Origin of the sequence: Glycomyces sp. L485, from assembly GCF_022548875.1 — a bacterium.
In the GTDB taxonomy this organism is placed as follows: domain Bacteria; phylum Actinomycetota; class Actinomycetes; order Mycobacteriales; family Micromonosporaceae; genus Glycomyces.
On record NZ_JAKZEW010000009.1, the window covers coordinates 16,921 to 33,579 of the forward strand.

12 protein-coding genes are annotated in these 16,659 nt (G+C 70.4%); 8 read left to right on the plus strand and 4 right to left on the minus strand.

All coding sequences use genetic code 11. The annotated features are described in order from the left end of the window. Positions 1-13: 13 nt before the first annotated feature. Complete coding sequence (locus tag L0U85_RS21195; protein ID WP_241377060.1) at positions 14-2,092, minus strand: FUSC family protein; 2,079 nt, start codon at positions 2,090-2,092, stop codon at positions 14-16. 58 nt (positions 2,093-2,150) lie between these two features. Between L0U85_RS21195 and guaA the strand changes: the two genes are divergently transcribed. Together guaA and L0U85_RS07115 are read left to right on the plus strand one after the other, a co-directional pair. Next, positions 2,151-3,695 carry a glutamine-hydrolyzing GMP synthase gene (gene guaA, locus L0U85_RS07110; RefSeq protein WP_241377061.1) on the plus strand — a complete coding sequence of 515 codons (1,545 nt, stop codon included), beginning with the start codon at positions 2,151-2,153 and terminating at the stop codon, positions 3,693-3,695. Positions 3,696-3,760: 65 nt separating this feature from the next. Beyond that, positions 3,761-4,690, plus strand: coding sequence for an NUDIX hydrolase (locus tag L0U85_RS07115; protein WP_241377062.1), 930 nt, complete (start codon positions 3,761-3,763; stop codon positions 4,688-4,690). On the opposite strand, the gene L0U85_RS07120 is transcribed toward L0U85_RS07115, so the two are convergent. After that, complete coding sequence (locus L0U85_RS07120) at positions 4,671-5,921, minus strand: phosphatidylserine decarboxylase (protein WP_241377063.1); 1,251 nt, start codon at positions 5,919-5,921, stop codon at positions 4,671-4,673. The two genes, L0U85_RS07115 and L0U85_RS07120, sit on opposite strands and share 20 nt — an antisense overlap. Before the next feature lie 241 nt (positions 5,922-6,162). Here L0U85_RS07120 and L0U85_RS07125 point away from each other — a divergent pair, with 241 nt between their 5' ends. The 4 genes from L0U85_RS07125 to pcrA all read left to right on the plus strand — a co-directional run bounded on the left by L0U85_RS07125 (position 6,163) and on the right by pcrA (position 11,650). Next, entirely contained in the window at positions 6,163-7,269 is a 1,107-nt protein-coding gene (locus tag L0U85_RS07125; RefSeq protein ID WP_241377064.1) for a Cys-Gln thioester bond-forming surface protein, read from the plus strand. Between the two features lie 394 nt (positions 7,270-7,663). Then, positions 7,664-8,839 (plus strand): thioester domain-containing protein, encoded by a 1,176-nt coding sequence (locus L0U85_RS07130; RefSeq protein ID WP_241377065.1) that lies wholly within the window; start codon positions 7,664-7,666, stop codon positions 8,837-8,839. A 235-nt stretch (positions 8,840-9,074) separates the two neighbouring features. Beyond that, on the plus strand, positions 9,075-9,344 hold the full coding sequence (locus tag L0U85_RS07135; RefSeq protein ID WP_241377066.1) for a chorismate mutase: 270 nt from the start codon (positions 9,075-9,077) through the stop codon (positions 9,342-9,344). Positions 9,345-9,403: 59 nt separating this feature from the next. After that, a complete protein-coding gene (gene pcrA, locus L0U85_RS07140) occupies positions 9,404-11,650 on the plus strand; it encodes a DNA helicase PcrA (protein ID WP_241377067.1) in 2,247 nt (748 codons plus the stop codon). On the opposite strand, the gene L0U85_RS07145 is transcribed toward pcrA, so the two are convergent. Continuing rightward, complete coding sequence (locus tag L0U85_RS07145; protein WP_241377068.1) at positions 11,647-12,435, minus strand: M23 family metallopeptidase; 789 nt, start codon at positions 12,433-12,435, stop codon at positions 11,647-11,649. The two genes, pcrA and L0U85_RS07145, sit on opposite strands and share 4 nt — an antisense overlap. Positions 12,436-12,555: 120 nt before the next feature. Further along, positions 12,556-13,545: a biliverdin-producing heme oxygenase gene (locus L0U85_RS07150; RefSeq protein ID WP_241377069.1), complete on the minus strand. Its 990-nt coding sequence runs from the start codon at positions 13,543-13,545 to the stop codon at positions 12,556-12,558. A 277-nt stretch (positions 13,546-13,822) separates the two neighbouring features. On the opposite strand from L0U85_RS07150, the gene L0U85_RS07155 reads away from it, so the two are divergent. Both L0U85_RS07155 and L0U85_RS07160 read left to right on the plus strand, forming a co-directional pair. After that, positions 13,823-14,095: a hypothetical protein gene (locus tag L0U85_RS07155; RefSeq protein ID WP_241377070.1), complete on the plus strand. Its 273-nt coding sequence runs from the start codon at positions 13,823-13,825 to the stop codon at positions 14,093-14,095. Between the two features lie 90 nt (positions 14,096-14,185). Next, positions 14,186-16,630: a GGDEF domain-containing protein gene (locus tag L0U85_RS07160; RefSeq protein WP_241377071.1), complete on the plus strand. Its 2,445-nt coding sequence runs from the start codon at positions 14,186-14,188 to the stop codon at positions 16,628-16,630. Positions 16,631-16,659 lie beyond the last annotated feature (29 nt).

Genomic DNA, 16,659 nt, shown 5'->3' on the forward strand with positions numbered 1-16,659 from the left:
CGAGGTCGTGGTGTCAAGCTCGCCGGTCCCAGGAGGCCATGAGCAGCCCGGCGTCGTCGAGGGCCTCGACGAGGTTGTCGATCTCCCAGCGCAGCACGCTCCGCCTGGTGCGGGTCTCCGAATCGCCTTCCGCCAGCGCGGCCTCCAGTCGCCTCGCGGCCGTCTCCAGGTCCACACGGGAGGGGGAGTGCTCGCCTTTCGCGAGGGCCGCGAGCCGCCGGTAGGCGCCGTCGACCGCGTCGGCGAACACGTCGACGCCCGGCAGCGCCGCCGCCTCTTCTTTGCCGACGCTCGCATTGACGGCCACCAGCGCCCTGGCCGCCCTCGACAGGGCCTCCTCGGCGCCGAGCGCGTCCGACGACAGCGGCCCCGGCCCGGCCACCGGCTCGGCCTTCGCCTGGTCTGCGGCGGTCGACAGGGCCGCGCGCTTCGCCCGGACCTTGTCGATCACCGAGTGCATGAGCTTCGCGTCGTAGTCGTCCGGGTGGGCCTGGCGGTCGAGCGCGAGCCGCGCGTAGTCGCTGTAGGCGTCGACGAGTTCGGCCAGGAGGTCGCCGAGTCGCCTGGTCTGCCACGTCGGCGCGAGCATGTAGAAGCCGATCGACAGCGACGCGCCGACGGCGGTGGACACGCCCCGGTCGAGGCCCGCGCGGAGCGGGTCGTCACCGGACAGGTCGATCTGGAACACCGTGAAACCGGCGACTGCCGCGGCGAAGACGAGCATCGACACGGGCCTGGTCCAGTAGGCGAGCAGCGCGCAGCCGAGCACGATGAGGCTCAACCACAGTGGAACGTGCGGCACGACGAGGCTCACCATCGACGCTGCGACGACGCCGCCGAGGGTGCCGAGCGCGCGCGTCACCCCGCGCGTGAGCGTCCCGGCGAAGTCGGCCTGGAGCACCAGCCAAGCCGTGAGCGGGATCCAGTACCCGTGGCCGCCGGGCCAGGTGAGGCTCAGCGCGACGGCGAGCGCGATGACCCCGGCGCGGCGCAGCGCGTGCTGCACGCTCGGGTCCTTCCAGCGCATCCGTGAGCCCAGCTGCTCGACGGCCTCGCGGGCCTGCCCGGTGGCGTAGGCCAGCGCTGGGTCGGCGATGACGTCGTCGGAGCCGGTGGCGATGCGCCCGGCGTAGCCCTCGGTGTCGTGCAGGGTGCGAAGGAGGCCGCTGATCTCGGTGGGGATCGAGCCCGTCGAGGTCGCCACGGGGTTGCGGGCGAGGCCTTCGAGGAGTGCCTCCCAGTCGAGCGCGGTGGGCCGGCGGGTGGTGATCTCGTCGGCGAGGTGGCGCAGGAGCCTGGCGGCGAGGCCGAGCGCCTCGGAGTGGAAGGCGACGGTGTCGGCTTCGCGGGCGTCGGCGCGGGCGCGGGCGGAGGCGACTCGGCCGATCGCGGTGGACAGGGCGTAGATCTGGGCGCGGGCGTCGACGACGGCGGCGGGGAGCGCGCGGCGCTTGTCGAGCTCGCGGGCGGCCTCGGCGAGCGCTTCGGTGTGGAAGGGCGCGTTGGGGTCGTCCGCGAGAGCTTCGGCGTCGTCGGCGAGGGCCCGCCAGGCCTCGGCGAGGATCCTGCGGTCCTCGGCCCAGCGGTAGCGGGGCGGCAGGAGCGCGGCGAGGGCCTGCACGAGCGCGCCCGCGCACACCGCGACGGCGGCGGTCCACACGGCGGTGTCCTCGGTGAGGTGGTCGGACAGGAAGAACAGCAGGCCCGAAACGGTGAGCGTGACGCCGGTGGCCTGCGAGATCGAGCCGAGGAACGTGAGCGTCAGCGCGTAGATCACCGAGGCGGCGACGAGGAGCACGGGCTGGTCGAGCGCGCCCAGGACGATGCCGCCGGCGCCGACCAGGCCGATGAGCAGCGGCACGCTCGGCTCGGTCCTGGTCCCGGGTGTGAGGAGGCCGACGCCGCCGAGCCAGGCGCCCATGATCGCGGCCTGCCCCCAGCCGGGCATGTCGAGGAACTGGACGACGACCATGACGACGGCGATCCCCGAGGCGGCGCGCACCGCCAGCACCGGCGCGGCCTCTCCGGCGGTCCAGGACCGCAGGTCGCGGCCGACCCGCCTGAACGACTCCGCCACCCCTGGATTGACCACACGCATAGGCTAGCCGCGCCTCGTGGTGTGACGGCTGCGACCGGTTAGGCTTGACCTCATGCAACAACCGGTGCTGGTGGTCGATTTCGGGGCCCAATACGCGCAGCTCATCGCCCGCAGGGTCCGCGAGGCCCAGGTCTACTCGGAGATCGTCCCCTCCGACATGCCCGCGAGCGAGATGCTCGCCAAGAACCCCGCCGCCATCATCCTGTCCGGCGGCCCGGCCAGCGTGTACGCCGAGGGCGCTCCGCACGTCGACGAGGCGGTCTACTCCTCGGGAGTGCCGATCCTCGGGATCTGCTACGGCTTCCAGGCGATGGCCCAGTCCTTGGGGGGCACCGTCACCAGGACGGGCACCTCGGAGTACGGCGGCACCGAGCTCAACGTGAGCGCCGGCTCCAAGCTCCTCGCCGGGCTCCCAGAGCGCCAGTCGGTGTGGATGAGCCACGGCGACTCCGTCACCGCCGCTCCCGAGGGCTTCACCGTCGTCGCCTCCACCGCGGGGGCCCCCGTCGCCGCGTTCGAGAACCTCGAACAGCGCCTCGCGGGCGTCCAGTACCACCCCGAGGTCGCGCACACCCCGCACGGCCAGGCCGTCATCCGCCACTTCCTGCACGACGTCGCCGGCCTGGCGCCGTCGTGGACGAACGCGCAGATCATCGACGAGCAGGTCGAGGCGATCCGCGAGCAGGTCGGCGACAAGCAGGTCCTGTGCGCCCTGTCCGGCGGCGTCGACTCCTCGGTCGCTGCCGCGCTCGTGCACCGCGCGATCGGCGACCAGCTCACCTGCGTCTTCGTCGACCACGGGCTGCTGCGCGCCGGCGAGGCCGAGCAGGTCGAGAAGGACTACGCGCAGCTCACCGGCATCGACGTGCGCGCCGTCGACGTCTCCGAGCAGTTCCTCGTCGCCCTCAAGGGCGTGTCGGACCCCGAGGAGAAGCGCAAGATCATCGGCCGGGAGTTCATCCGAACCTTCGAGGCCGCCGCGCGCGACATCGCCGCCGAGAAGGACATCGAGTTCCTCGTCCAGGGCACCCTCTATCCCGACGTCGTCGAGTCCGGCGGCGGCACCGGCACCGCGAACATCAAGAGCCACCACAATGTCGGCGGGCTCCCCGAAGACCTCCAGTTCGACCTGATCGAGCCGCTGCGGGCCCTGTTCAAGGATGAGGTCCGCGCCATCGGCATCGAACTGGGCCTGCCCGAGGCCATGGTGTGGCGCCAGCCGTTCCCCGGTCCCGGCCTCGGCATCCGCATCGTAGGCGAGATCACTCGCGAGCGCCTCGACCTGCTCAGGGCGGCCGACGCGATCGCCCGCGCCGAGCTCACGGCCGCCGGTCTCGACCGGTCGGTGTGGCAGTTCCCCGTCGTGCTCCTCGCCGACGTCCGCTCGGTCGGCGTCCAAGGCGACGGCCGCACCTACGGCCACCCGGTCGTGCTGCGCCCGGTGACCTCCGAGGACGCCATGACCGCCGACTGGTCGCGCCTGCCTTACGAGCTGCTCGCGAAGATCTCGACGCGCATCACCAACGAGGTGCCCGAGATCAACCGCGTCGTCCTCGACGTCACCAGCAAGCCGCCGGGCACGATCGAGTGGGAGTAGGTCCTGACGGGCCGCGGCCGAGCAAGCTTCGGCAGGTGCCCTGGCCAAGGTCGTACAGTTGAGGAATGCAATTCCGGATAGCTGCGTACGGGGAGGTACGTGACGAGAACGGTCGGCTCCTTCTGACCCGCCGCCGCACAGGGCGCGGCGCGGGACCATGGCACCTTCCGGGGGGCCTGGTCGACCACGGGGAACCACCCAAGAACGCGGCCCATCGCCTGGTGCACGAGCACACCGGCCACGACGTCGCCGTCCAGGACCCGATCGAGGCCGTCGCCGTCGCCAGACGCGGCACGCACACCAACGCCATCATCTACCGGGCCGCCGTCACCGGCGGCCCGCAGGCCGGTGACGGCGAGGACGTCGAATGGGTCGACCCTGTCCGAGCCGCCGATGACGCGCACTCGCCGTTCGTCTCAGCCTGCCTCGGCCTCGCGGACGACCGGCTCGCCGGGCGCGTCGACAAGACGCCCACCGAGCTGCGGCCCACGCCGCCCACCAAGGCCAAGAAGGGCCGCAGGCGCCGCGGCCAGCGCTTCGGCGCCTACGGCGTCGTCGCCGACGCGACCGGCAGGATTCTGCTCGCCCGCATTTCCGAGGGCTATCCGGGCGGCGGGACCTGGCACCTGCCCGGCGGCGGCGTCGACTTCGGCGAGTCGCCGCGAGCCGCGGTCCTGCGTGAGATCTACGAGGAGACCGGCCAGGACGCCCGTGTCGGGTCTCTGTTGAACGTCACCTCGTTCCGGCACCGCCGCGCGATCGGTCCCGAAGGCTATCCGCTCGACTGGCACGGGGTCCGCGCCATCTACTCGGCCCAGGTCGCCGACCCCTCCGCCGCGCAGGTCGTCGAGGCCGCCGGCGGCTCGACCTCCGAGTCGCGCTGGTTCGACGCCGACGCGCTCGCCGACCTGCCGCTCTCGCCGGCGGTCGAGGACGCGCTCCAGGTCGTCGACCTCACGAAGCTCGCGATGCCGCCTAGCGCCAGCGGGCGATGACGCTCTCGCCGGCCCGCACCGGTTCGCCGGGGGCGACGATCGCGTCGGCGGAGCCGGCCGGCAGGTAGACGTCGGTGCGCGAACCGAACCGGATCAGTCCGTACCGCTCGCCCTTCGAGAGCGCCGCGCCGACCTTGGTGCGGTTGACGATCCTGCGCAGGACCGCGCCGGTGCGCTGCGCGACCACGATGCGGCCGCGCGGCGTGGCCAGGACCGTGTAGCAGGCCGCGTTGTGCTCGGCCTCTGCCGTCGAGACTTTCGCGTACCCGCCCTTCTCGACGAACACGTCGACGACCTCCCCGGCGACGGGGGAGCGGTTGATGTGGACGTCCAGCAGCGACAGGTACGCCGAGATCCGGAGCCACTCGGCCCCGGCGGTCCCGGTGGCCGCGCCGAAGCGTTCGTCCACGACGGTCTCGATTCCCATGATCCTGCCGTCGGAGGCGGCGAGGATCTCCTCGGGTTCGTCGTCCTCGCCGCGCATGTCCGCCTCCCGCTGCGGGTCACGGAAGAACGCCGCGGCGGGCACGGCCGCCGCGGCGGGGAGCATCCACGCCTTCGAGGACGGCCGGATCCGCTTCGCCGCCCAGGCCGCGCCCAGGAGCATCCCGCCGATGATCAGGCCGTTCGAGTCGACGTGCAGGCCCGGCGTGACCGACACCGACGAGGCTCGCCACGCCGGGGCGAGGTCCTCCGCCGGGGCGACGGCTCGCGGCGCGGCCTCGTCGTCCGACGCCGAACCGATGCGCAGCTTGTGGATCCGCAACGGCGGGAACGAGCGGAGGATCAGATCGGTGCCGATACCGTACTCGGCGACGAGCTCGGCGATCTCCTCGCGCGCCGGCGCCGTCAGCGTCGCGGCGAACGACAGCACGCCGCCGGGCGCGACCTTCGCGCGCAGCGTCTCGATGTCCGCGATGAACGCCTCGGCCTCGACCGTGACCGGCGCGGCGAGCATCACCTGCTCGGCCGGTTCGGCCTCGCCGAGGTCGGCGACGACGGTGACGATCCCGGCCGTCCACGAGCCCTCGGCGTCCAACGCGGCGCGCAGGTCCTCAATGGAACGTCGGTCGGCGACGACGGTGAGGCGATCCGACGGCATGAGCGCTTCCAGCGCCGCCGTCAGCACCGGGTCGCCCCAGGCGGCGTTCACGATCAGTCCGGTCTTGGGCCCGCGCCGGCGGCTGAATTCGTCGGTGATGCCGCGAGCCGCGGCTTTCGAGATCGGCATATCCCAGACTATAGAGCGCTCCGGTCGCAGACCCGCCCCGACCGGAGCCGTGGCATCAGTTGCGAATGGTTATGAGTGGACCGTTTTGTCATCGTACTTTCGGCGAAACCTGGGAATCATTCGTATGAGCGCCCGCGCCGGGCCGACCGGCCGCCTCGTTTCCCCTCGTATGAAGCGGATCCCAACCTCACCGCTCCAGGAGGACGGAAGAACGATGACACGACACTCCAGACTCGCCCCGATGGCAGGCCTCGCCGCCGCGGCACTGACCGCGTTGGCGGGCACCGGTACCGCGGCCGCCCAAGAGCGCGGCGAGACCGAGCCGGTCAGCGGCGACATCGTCGTCGAGGAGGGTCTCGAACTGCGCGGCACGCTCGACGACGGGCCGTTCGACGTGTGGGCGAACGTCCTTGGGCTCGAGCCGCACGGCGGCGAAGAAGTGCTCCGGGTGTACTGCATCGACATCCGCACCGACCTCGACCAGGAGAGCCCTTACACCGAGGGCGAATGGGAGGAGTCGGGCGTGGCGAACCTGGAGAAGGTCCGCTGGGTGCTGACCAACGGCCACCCGAACGCCGCTCCCGAGCGCCTCTTCGCCGAGTCCGGCGTCCAGCCCGCCGAGAGCTGGGACGAGACCGAGGCGGCCCGAGTCGCTTACGCCGGAACCCAGGCCGCCGTATGGCACTTCACCGACGGTTTCGAACTCGACCTCGAAGCGGCCGTCATCGGCGGCACCGACGAGCAGATCGACGGCGTCGCCGCGGTCTACGAGCACCTGACCGGCAACGCCGGGCGCCTGCCCGACCCCTCGGAGTTCTACATCGAACTCGACGGCGTCGAAGAGGCTTCCTATGAGGATGGCAGGTTCGGGCCGTACACCGTGCGATCCGGCGCCGGGCCGGTGGAGCTGAGCGCCGAAGGAGGCAGGCTCGTCGACTCCGGCGGCGACCGGGTAGAGCACCTCGACGACGGCGAGGACTTCTACATCGTCCTCGACGAGGGATCGACGGAGATCACCATCGGCGGCCGCGCCACCTACGACCTGCCGGTCGGGCGCGTCTTCCGGGCCACCACCGCCGAATCGCTCTCGGGCGACGCGGGCAAGCCGGTCACCTCCGGCGACTCCCAGCAGCTCATCCTCGCCCAGCCCAGGGAGTCCGAGGTCCCCGCCGAATGGGGCTTCGCCCTGCAACTGCCCGACACCGACCGGCCCACCGAGGAGTCGGCCCAGCCCAAGCTGCCAGCCACCGGCGCGAGCCTGACCATGGCGTTCGTCGCCGGGCTCGCCCTCCTCGTCGGCGGGCTCACCGTCCTGGCCTTGGCGCGGCGGAGGACCGCCGCCGAATAGGCCCGATCCAACGCGGGGACGCGAGGCTCCGCTGCCGCCGGGGCGTCCGAACCATGTCGATCCAGTTCGGGCCGGGCACGCCCCGGCGGCTCACATACTCGATTCCAACGCATGGTGCAGTCGGGGCCGAAGCGCAAGCGCTTCGGCCCCGACATCTTCCACCCCAAGAGTTCTCACCTGTCACCGTCGAAAGTGCCGGGTGCTCGTCGTTGCCGAATCGTTATAATTCCGCCGCTCATGTGTGCTGATGGAAAACCCTTGTGACGCAACTGAAATACCAGGTAGTCGCCGTTCGATGACCAGACCGGGTCTAGTGCAACCGATGCATGGTCACTAACGTGTCGTAGGCAGAATCAATGCGTCAATCCCTCGGATTATAAAAGGGACTCCACAGATGATGAGAAAAGCCCTGAAAGGGTCGCTGGCCGCTGCCGCGGGAATCGCGCTCGGCCTCGGGGTCGGCGGAACCGCGCCGGCACAAGAAGAAGGCGAAGCGATCACTCCCTTCGCAGCCGGAGACGTCACCCAGCGGGACGGCGTCGGCCTCTACGGATCCATCGACGGCTCGGAGAAGGACGTCTACGCGCAGATGCTGAGCCTGGAGCTCGGCGACGGCGACGAACGCGTCGTCTACTGCATCCAGATCAATGTGGACCTTCTCGAAGGCTCCAACCACGAAGAGCGCGCCTGGGACGATGTTCCGGTCGCCGACCTCCCGCTCGTTCTCGGCGTGCTGCTCAACGGCTACAACGGCGACAACGCCGACGCGCTCGTCGAGGCCGCCGGCGTCGGCGGCGAGAACTTCGAGACCTTCAGCGCCGACCAGATCGCCTACGCCGGCACTCAGGCCGCCGTCTGGTCGCTCACCGACGACTGGGAGATCGGCTACGTCGAGACCCCCGACCCGTCCGACATCGAGCTCGCCGAGCCCGGCGACCCGACCATGGCCGGCGAAGGCGTCGACAACGCCGTGTCCGGCATCCAGACCTACCTGCTCGAGAACACCGAACCGGTCGAAGAGCCCGACATGGAGCCGCACTTCGACTACGACCGCTCCGAAGCCGAAGTCGACGGCGCCACCGTCGGCCCCTTCTCCATCTCCACCAACCTCGGCTCGGTCACCTTCCAGCAGCCCGAAGGCGCGACCATCGTCGACGAGAACGGCGAGCCGATCAGCGAGTTCGCCGACGGCCAGACCTTCTACGTCGAGTTCGACGAGGAGGAGACCAGCTCCGTCACCGTCGTGACCGACACGGTCACCTGGGTCACCCCGGTGGGACGCGCCTTCGTCCCCGTCGACGAGAACTCCGAGACCCTCGAAGGCCAGAACCTCATCCTGGGCGAGTCCCACGAGGAGCCGATCGACAGCACCATGGAGTTCGACATCACGGTCGAGGACGTCCCCTCCGAGACGCCTCCCGCGCCGCCGAAGCTGCCTGAGACCGGCACCGACCTCACCATGGTCGCCGGAGTCGGCGGCGCCGTCCTGGTCGCCGGCGTGGTCGCCCTCGTGCTCATGCGCCGCCGCGCCGTCACCGCGGGCGGCGACTGGGGCGACGACAAGAATTAAGCCCGAAGACTGAGACGATCGCCACACGCCCGCCGGTCCCACCGGCGGGCGTGTGGCATACTTGCCCACGTGAATCAGAACGCGCGATTTTACTTTTACTACGGCACGGATCGTCCGAGTCGTAGGTCGTCGCGCTGAACACAGACCTACAACCCCGGGCGATGAGCCCGGGGTTTTCGTACGCCCAGGGCCAAAACCCGGATACTCGATCCGAAACGCCTAAGGAGAAGCCCTGATGAACGCGACCACAGCCGATCAGACCGGAACCGACGAGCTCGACCAGCTGCGCACCCAGATCGACGAGCTCGACGCCGAGATCGTCCGCATCTGGAAGGAGCGCGCCGGCTTGTCCAAGCGCATCGGCGAGATCCGCATGGCCAACGGCGGCACCCGCCTCGTCCTCGACCGCGAGCGCGCCATCCTCGAAAAATACCGCTCCGCCCTCGGCGAAGACGGCACCCAGATCGCGATGCTCATACTCCGCGCCGGCCGCGGTCCGCTCTAAACCGTCCGGGCCCATGCCGCGCCGGAACGTCGCACCCGGCGCGGCATAATTGGTCCCCTATGAGTGACGACGCTTCCGAAGCCCTGCTGACCGGCCTCAACGAACCGCAACGACAAGCCGTCGAGCACGCCGGCTCCCCCCTGCTCATCGTCGCGGGGGCGGGCTCGGGGAAGACCCGCGTCCTCACCCAGCGCATCGCCCACCTCCTCGCCGAACGCGGCGCCCACCCCGGCGAAATCCTCGCGATCACCTTCACGAACAAGGCCGCCGCCGAGATGCGCGAGCGCGTCGCCGCGCTCGTGGGCCCCCGCTCGCGCGCCATGTGGGTCTCCACCTTCCACTCCGCGTGCCTGCGCATCCTGCGCCGCGAGGCCCACCGGCTCGGCTGGAAGTCCAGCTTCACCATCTACGACTCCGACGACTCCCGGCGCCTGATCACCCAGATCGTCAAGGAGCTCGGCCTCGACTCCAAGAAGCACTCCCCGCGCTGGTTCGCCGCCGAGATCTCCAGGCTCAAGAACGAGCTCATCGGCCCCGAGCAGGCAGCCGGCCAGGCCGACGACGCCCGCGTCAAGCTCATCGCCGACGTCTACGCCCGGTACGACGAGCGGCTCCGGCTCGCCGCCGCCGTCGACTTCGACGACATCATCGGCACCACCGTCCACCTCCTCCGGGCCTTCCCCGAGGTGGCGCGGGCCTACCGGATGCGGTTCCGCCACGTCCTGGTCGACGAGTACCAGGACACCAACCACGCCCAGTACGTGCTGGTGCGCGAACTCGTCGGCACCGGGGACGACGCCGCCGAGCTGTGCGTCGTCGGCGACGCCGACCAGTCCATCTACGCCTTCCGCGGCGCGACCATCCGCAACATCATCGAGTTCGAGCGCGACTACCCCGACGCGAAGACGATCCTCCTCGAACAGAACTACCGGTCCACGCAGACGATCCTCGACGCCGCCAACGGCGTCATCAAGCACAACACCGAGCGCGGCCGCGAGAAGCGCCTGTGGAGCGACGAGGGCGCCGGAGCACCGATCCTCGGGCATGCCGGCGACAACGAGCACGACGAAGCCGCCTGGGTCGCGAACCGAGTCGACGAGCTCGTCGACGCCAAGGAGACCACCTTCGGCGACGTCGCGATCTTCTACCGCACCAACGCCCAGTCCCGAGCGTTCGAAGAGGTGTTCGTGCGCCGCGGCATCCCCTACAAGGTCGTCGGCGGCGTCCGCTTCTACGAGCGCAAGGAGGTCCGCGACATGCTCGCCTACCTCAAGCTCACCGTCAACGGCGACGACACCGTCTCGGCGCAGCGGGTCGTCAACGTCCCCAAGCGAGGCGTCGGCGACCGCGCGGTCGCCGAGATCGAGGCGCTCGCCGCCCGCGAGCGGATCTCGTTCCCCGCGGCCCTGCACCGCGCCGACGAGGCGCCCGGCGTATCGTCGCGCGCCCGCGGCGGCATCAAGCGGTTCTGCGAGATCCTCGACGAGGCCACCGAGCTCGCCCGCACCGCCCCGCCCGAGGAGGTCCTCGACAAGCTCATCGCCGAGACCGGCTACCTCGAAGGCCTCGAACAGAGCAACGACCCGCGCGACGAGGGCCGCGTGGAGAACCTCCAAGAGCTCGTCGCGGTCGCCCACGAGTTCACCGAGCAGACCGTGCGCGGCGCGGTCGACCCGGCCGACGAGGAGCCGGACGCCGAACCCGACGTCGCCTCGTTCCTGGAGCACGTCGCGCTGGTCTCCGACGCCGACTCGATCCCCGACCCCGAGGCGGAGGACGGCGGCGTGGTCACGCTCATGACGCTGCACACCGCGAAGGGCCTCGAATTCGACACGGTCTTCCTCACCGGCATGGACGACGGCATGTTCCCGCATGAGCGGTCCATGTCGAAGCCGAGCGAGCTGGAGGAGGAGCGCAGGCTCGCCTACGTCGGGCTCACGCGGGCCCGCAAGCATCTGCACGTGACCCGCGCCGGGACGCGGAACGTGTTCGGACAGCCGGAGTTCTACGCCGCCAGCCGGTTCCTGTCCGAAGTCCCGACGGGGCTCATCGAGTGGACCGAGTCCGCGCCGCCGGCGCGCGTGATGAAGAGCAAATCGCCCTCGTTCGGGCAGCCGATCTCCATGCGCAGCGCCGCGGACGTCCCGTCCCTCGAAGTGGGGGACCGGGTCACGCACGACAAGTGGGGGCTCGGCCGCGTCGTCGAGCTCAAGGGCTCCGGGCCAAGGGCGCAGGCGCGCATCGACTTCGGCGACGGCGAACCCAAATGGGTGATCCTCAGGCTCGCCCCGATCGCGAAGATCTAACTCAGGCTGAGCCCGGCGGATTCGAGGTAGCCGAGCGGCTCCACCGGTTCACCGTCCACGTGCACCTCGAAGTGCAGGTGGGAGCCGAAGGAGAAGCCGGTGTTGCCCGCGTCGGAGATGTGGGCGCCGGCCTCCACCCGCTGCCCCTCGTAGACGCGGATCTCGGAGTTGTGCGCGTAGTAGGTCTCGACGCCGTCGCCGTGGTCGATGATGACGAGGTTTCCGAAGCCCGACTCCCAGCCGGCGTGCTCGACGGTGCCGGAGTAGGCCGCGTAGACCGGTGTGCCGGTCGGCGCCGAGAAGTCGATGCCGTTGTGGTTGCGGCCCCACCGCGGCCCGAACAGGGACGTGATGGTGACGTCGTCGAGCATCGGCATCCACTTGATCTCCGCAGGCTGCGCCGCCACCGGCGAGTGCCGCTCCAGCCTCTTCGACTCGGCCCGACCGGGCGGCTCGGCCTCGTCCGGAGCCTCGGCGGGCCCGGCGCGCGGCGCGGTGCCAGTGCCGGTGCGCGCGGACTCCTCGGCGTGCGCGGCGATGTCGGCGACGGCCTCAGACGCGGCCGGGTCGGGGTCCCCGTCGGGGAGCCCGCCGGCCGTGGCCATGGCGACGATGGACGCTCCGGCTACGGCGGAGCCGACGACGGCCGTGTAGCGCCGCTGCGTCCCGTCGACCAGCGGTGCGAGCTCGGCCGCCCACGAGGCGCGGTGCTGGCCTCGTACGCGGTGCGGCCGGGCGGCATGACGGCGCATGGTGATCTCGTCCGCCGATCCGGTTTGGGGCATCGATCCTCCGGGTCCGTGGCTGCGCTCATCGCCGGGGGAGACGCCCTGAGGGCGCCGGCCTGACGTGAGCTTGACAACCGGATCACGGTAGCGCCGCTAGGGCGGCGAAGGCGCGATCCGTCACGACCCGGCGTGTCGCAACAGCTCCCGCGATTCGGTGAAGATCCGCACGACCTCGGGGCGGACCTCGTCACGCTCGGTGAGTCTTCGGGCCCACGGGATCCGGATGGACTCCTCGACGCCGCCCGCGGTGACCGCGTAGTCACCGCCTTCGCCGTCCAGGCCGGTCATCCGCGCCGCCGTCGCCTCTGGACGGCCGCCGAGGCCCCGGCACATCACCAGCGTGTCGGCGGCGTGGTCGTCGTTCATGTGCCGACAGATCGCGGCGATCACGTCGGCGTCGAACGGGTTCTCCTCCTCGCTCAGCTGCGATGCCAGCGCCTCCAGGACCGCTCCGTTGTGGTCGTAGGCCAGCAGGACCTCGTCGATGACTCGGTCCTGCTCTCCGGCGTCGAGCGCCGCGGCGTCGAGCCGGGCGCGGTAGAGGTCTTTGAACGCCTTCGTGTCCTCGACGGCCGCGAAGTCGTAGAACCCGGCGCCGCGCCCGTCGAAGCCGAAGACGCGCCGTGCGGCCTTCCCGAACGCCTGCCCGCCGGACAGGTCGCCGAGGTAGCGCGTGTACGAGTGGGCGATGTAGCCGCCCGCCCACGTGTGCGCGGACGCCTCGATCCGCTCGACGTAGCGGCGGGTCGCCGCCAGCGGGGCGGTCTTGGGGCGCCAGTCCGGTCCGATGAGGAATTCGAGGTCTTCGGTGATGGCGTCCAGCCGCAGCAGCTCGTCGAACACGAACGCGCCGGCGACCGGGTGGCCCCTCCAACGCTCGGCGGCCGACTCGATCGCCTCGTAGACGAAGAACTGCTGGGCGTGCCATCGCGCGTAGTCCCCGATCGTCAGCGTCCCGTCGAAGAGCCGGTCGAACACGCCCGGGGCGCGGTCTGATCCGTCGGAGCCCGGGTCGAGGGACTGGTGCCGCGACCAGCTGGCCCGCCGGATTCGGCCGGAGAACGGCAGCGTCTCAACGTCGTTCGCGTCAATGGAGTTCGCAGACATGGACGGGCTCCCAAGGGTCGAACGGCATTCGCGGCAATCGGTAAGGCAAGCCTAACTCACTGGAGGCGTCCCGGCTACGGTCCGCAACGGATGGACCCGTCCGCGAACGGCCGACCCGCTTCGGGGACAATGGCCGAAGCCCTACTCAACCGTATGGCTGAGCCAGAAATAGCCTGAGGTACACCCCGCCAGCCCTTCCATTGTGCGATAGGACTGTGGCACCATGGGCTTGACTGGTCCCCACGACTGTTCGCACTAGCAAATTCAGGGAGGCCTTGTGAAACCGGTCAGAATGCTCAAGAAGCTCGCCGCTGCGGCCGCAGCCGGCCTTCTCGCGCTGGGCCTGGTCGCCGGGACCGCCTCCGCAGCCTCCGCCGGCCCGGAGACCTCTCCGGACAGTTCCGGTGAGATCGCCTCCGTCGAGACGGGCGGCAGCTCCGGCGAGATCGCCGACACCGAGACCGGCGACAGCTCCGGCGAGATCGCGGACGCCAAAGAATCCTCCGGCGACATCGAGTTCACCACCTCCAGCTCGGGCGAGATCGCCTAGTTGCCTCGGCTGGTTCGTTAATTGGGCGGGGCGGCGATTCGAGCACGGTACCCGCGGCTGTTCAAAGTGCTGCCGTGGATCCTCACGGCCGTGGTCCTCTCTGGAGGCCCCGTCGCGCTCGCATGGTTCGGCCCGCCCGGTGAATTCCCCGCCTTCGCGGCCCCGTTTCTAGCAGCCTCCTTCCTCGTCACCCAGGGCCTGCTGATCCAGCAGCACGTCCGCGGGCTGCGGATCTCCCTCAACCTCACCGACATCCCCCTGGCGGTGGCGGTCTTCTTCCTGCCGCCGTTCTGGGTGATCGCGGCCCGTCTCGCCTCATCCGTGCTCTTCTACGGTGGACGCTACGTCCGCAAGGACATCGGACTGCTCAAGCCCCTGTTCAACATAGGGCTCACCACCAGCGGCACCGCGGTCGTCGCCGTCATCGTCCACTTCGCCGGGTTCGGCAGCGCCACCGACCCGCGCACCTGGGCCGTCATCGTGGGCGCGATCGTGCTCAACGGCTTCGTCACCACGATTCTCATCTCCCTGATGCTGCTCCTGCTCTCCGGATGGGCCAGCGTCGTCAGAGCCTGGCTCGCCTTCTACATGACCCTCATCGGCCCGGTCATCTCCGCCTGCCTCGGGCTGATCTTCCTGGTCCTCCTCGACGCCAGCGGGTGGACCGCCGTCCTCATCGGGATCGTCACGGCCGCGACCGTCTACCTGGCGCGCAATTACATGCAGCTGCGCCGCCAGCGCCATGTCCTGCGCGAACTCAACAACTTCACTCAGCTGGTGGCCGACTCGGTCCGCTCGAACCGCCTCATCGACGCCATGCTCGGGCGCCTGCGGGAGATCCTCTCCGCCGAATACGCGACCGTCTGGGTGCCCGCCGGCGGCCGCTACCCCGAGATCCGCCTCACCGCCGAGGTCGACTACATCGGACTCACCGACCTCGACCCTGTTCCCGAGGGCCTCCAGCGCGAAGTCATCGAGACCAACCGGCCCATGCTCGTCGGGCCGCGCTCGGGCCGATTGCGGGCGGAGCTCGAGGAGGCCGGGCTGCGCGGCGCGATCCTCGTGCCGCTGCGCTCGGGCGACGACGTCTACGGCTGCCTGTCGGTGGCCGACCGGATCGGCGGCGAGCTCTCGCACTTCCAGCCGGTCGACCTCCAACTGCTGGAGACCGTCGCCGCCCACGTCAGCGTCGCGGTCGACAACACGCGCCTGATCGACCAGCTCCGATACGACGCCTATCACGACCCGCTCACGTCGCTGGCGAACCGGCGCCGGTCTCTCGAAGCCCTCCAAGAGGCCCTGGCGATCACCGTGCCAGGCGAGGTCGTCGCCGTCCTCATGTTCGATGTGGACGGCATGCACGAGATCAACGACGCGCTCGGCCACGAGGCCGGCGACGCGCTTCTGGTCGAGTTCAGCCGCCGCCTGACCGAGCACGCCCCCGACGCGTCCTTCATCGGCCGCATCGACTCCGACGAGTTCATCCTCCAGACCCGGTTGCCGTCAACCGAGGCCGCCGTCGAGACCGCGCGGAGCCTGCGCGAGGGGCTCCAGGGCCCCTTCAAGTTCGGCCGCGTCGCCGTCGACGTCTCGGCCGCGATCGGCGTCGTCACCCACCCCGATTTCGCCACGGACGCCGACGAGCTGCTCCAACGCGCCGGCACCGCGACTCGCCAGGCCAAGAACGTCGGCGACGGCGTCCAGGTCTACCACTCCGGGCTCGAATCCGAGAGCCTGCGCCGCATCGGCCTGGCCGCCGACCTGCGCCAGGCGCTGGACCGAGACGAACTGGAAGTCCACTTTCAGCCGAAGGTCCACCTCGGCAGCGGCGCGCCGACGGGGGCCGAGGCTCTGGCGCGCTGGTCGCATCCGATGTACGGGCCGGTCTCGCCCGAGGAGTTCATCTCGATCGCGGGCAGCACCGGGCAGTTGGGGCGGCTCACCGAGGTGGTGCTCGACGAGTCGCTGCGGCGCTCGGCCGAGTGGGCCCGGGAGGACGGGCCGCTGCGCATGGCGGTGAACCTCTCGCCCCGGACACTCGCCGACGTGGGCTTCCCCGAGCGGGTGGCCGAGCTGCTGGCCGAGCACGAGGTGCCGCCGGGGCGGCTGACGTTCGAGATCACCGAGGACGACATGGTCGCCGACGGCTCGCGCCTGACGCCGGTGCTCGACCGGCTCCATGAGATGGGGGTGCGGCTCTCGGTCGACGACTTCGGCACCGGCTACTCGTCACTGGCTTATCTGCGGCGGCTGCCGATCCAGGAGATCAAGATCGACCTGCGGTTCATCCAGGGCATGGCTACCGACGCGGACGACCGGGCGATCGTCAAGGCGGTCCTCGGCCTGGCGCGGCACTTCGAGATCGACGTGGTCGCCGAGGGCATCGAGGCGCACCAGACCGTCGAGGAGCTGCGGGCGATGGAGTGCGAGACGGGCCAGGGATACTACTTCTCCAGGCCGCTCCCGCCGGACCGCTTCGCGGCCTGGCTGGACGCCCAGGGCGGGGGCGGCGCGAGCCGCCTGCGGGCGGTCTGACCGCGCCCGGCGGCCGTTGTGGTCTGTGC

Excerpts from the sequence above, each read along its gene's own strand:
- L0U85_RS07125 (WP_241377064.1), top strand. The coding sequence starts at position 6,163 with ATGGCAGGCCTCGCCGCCGCGGCACTGACCGCGTTGGCGGGCACCGGT.
- L0U85_RS07120 (WP_241377063.1), bottom strand. The coding sequence starts at position 5,921 with ATGCCGATCTCGAAAGCCGCGGCTCGCGGCATCACCGACGAATTCAGC.
- L0U85_RS07115 (WP_241377062.1), top strand. The coding sequence starts at position 3,761 with ATGCAATTCCGGATAGCTGCGTACGGGGAGGTACGTGACGAGAACGGT.
- L0U85_RS07130 (WP_241377065.1), top strand. The coding sequence starts at position 7,664 with ATGATGAGAAAAGCCCTGAAAGGGTCGCTGGCCGCTGCCGCGGGAATC.
- pcrA (WP_241377067.1), top strand. The coding sequence starts at position 9,404 with ATGAGTGACGACGCTTCCGAAGCCCTGCTGACCGGCCTCAACGAACCG.
- L0U85_RS07135 (WP_241377066.1), top strand. The coding sequence starts at position 9,075 with ATGAACGCGACCACAGCCGATCAGACCGGAACCGACGAGCTCGACCAG.
- L0U85_RS07150 (WP_241377069.1), bottom strand. The coding sequence starts at position 13,545 with ATGTCTGCGAACTCCATTGACGCGAACGACGTTGAGACGCTGCCGTTC.
- L0U85_RS07145 (WP_241377068.1), bottom strand. The coding sequence starts at position 12,435 with ATGCCCCAAACCGGATCGGCGGACGAGATCACCATGCGCCGTCATGCC.
- guaA (WP_241377061.1), top strand. The coding sequence starts at position 2,151 with ATGCAACAACCGGTGCTGGTGGTCGATTTCGGGGCCCAATACGCGCAG.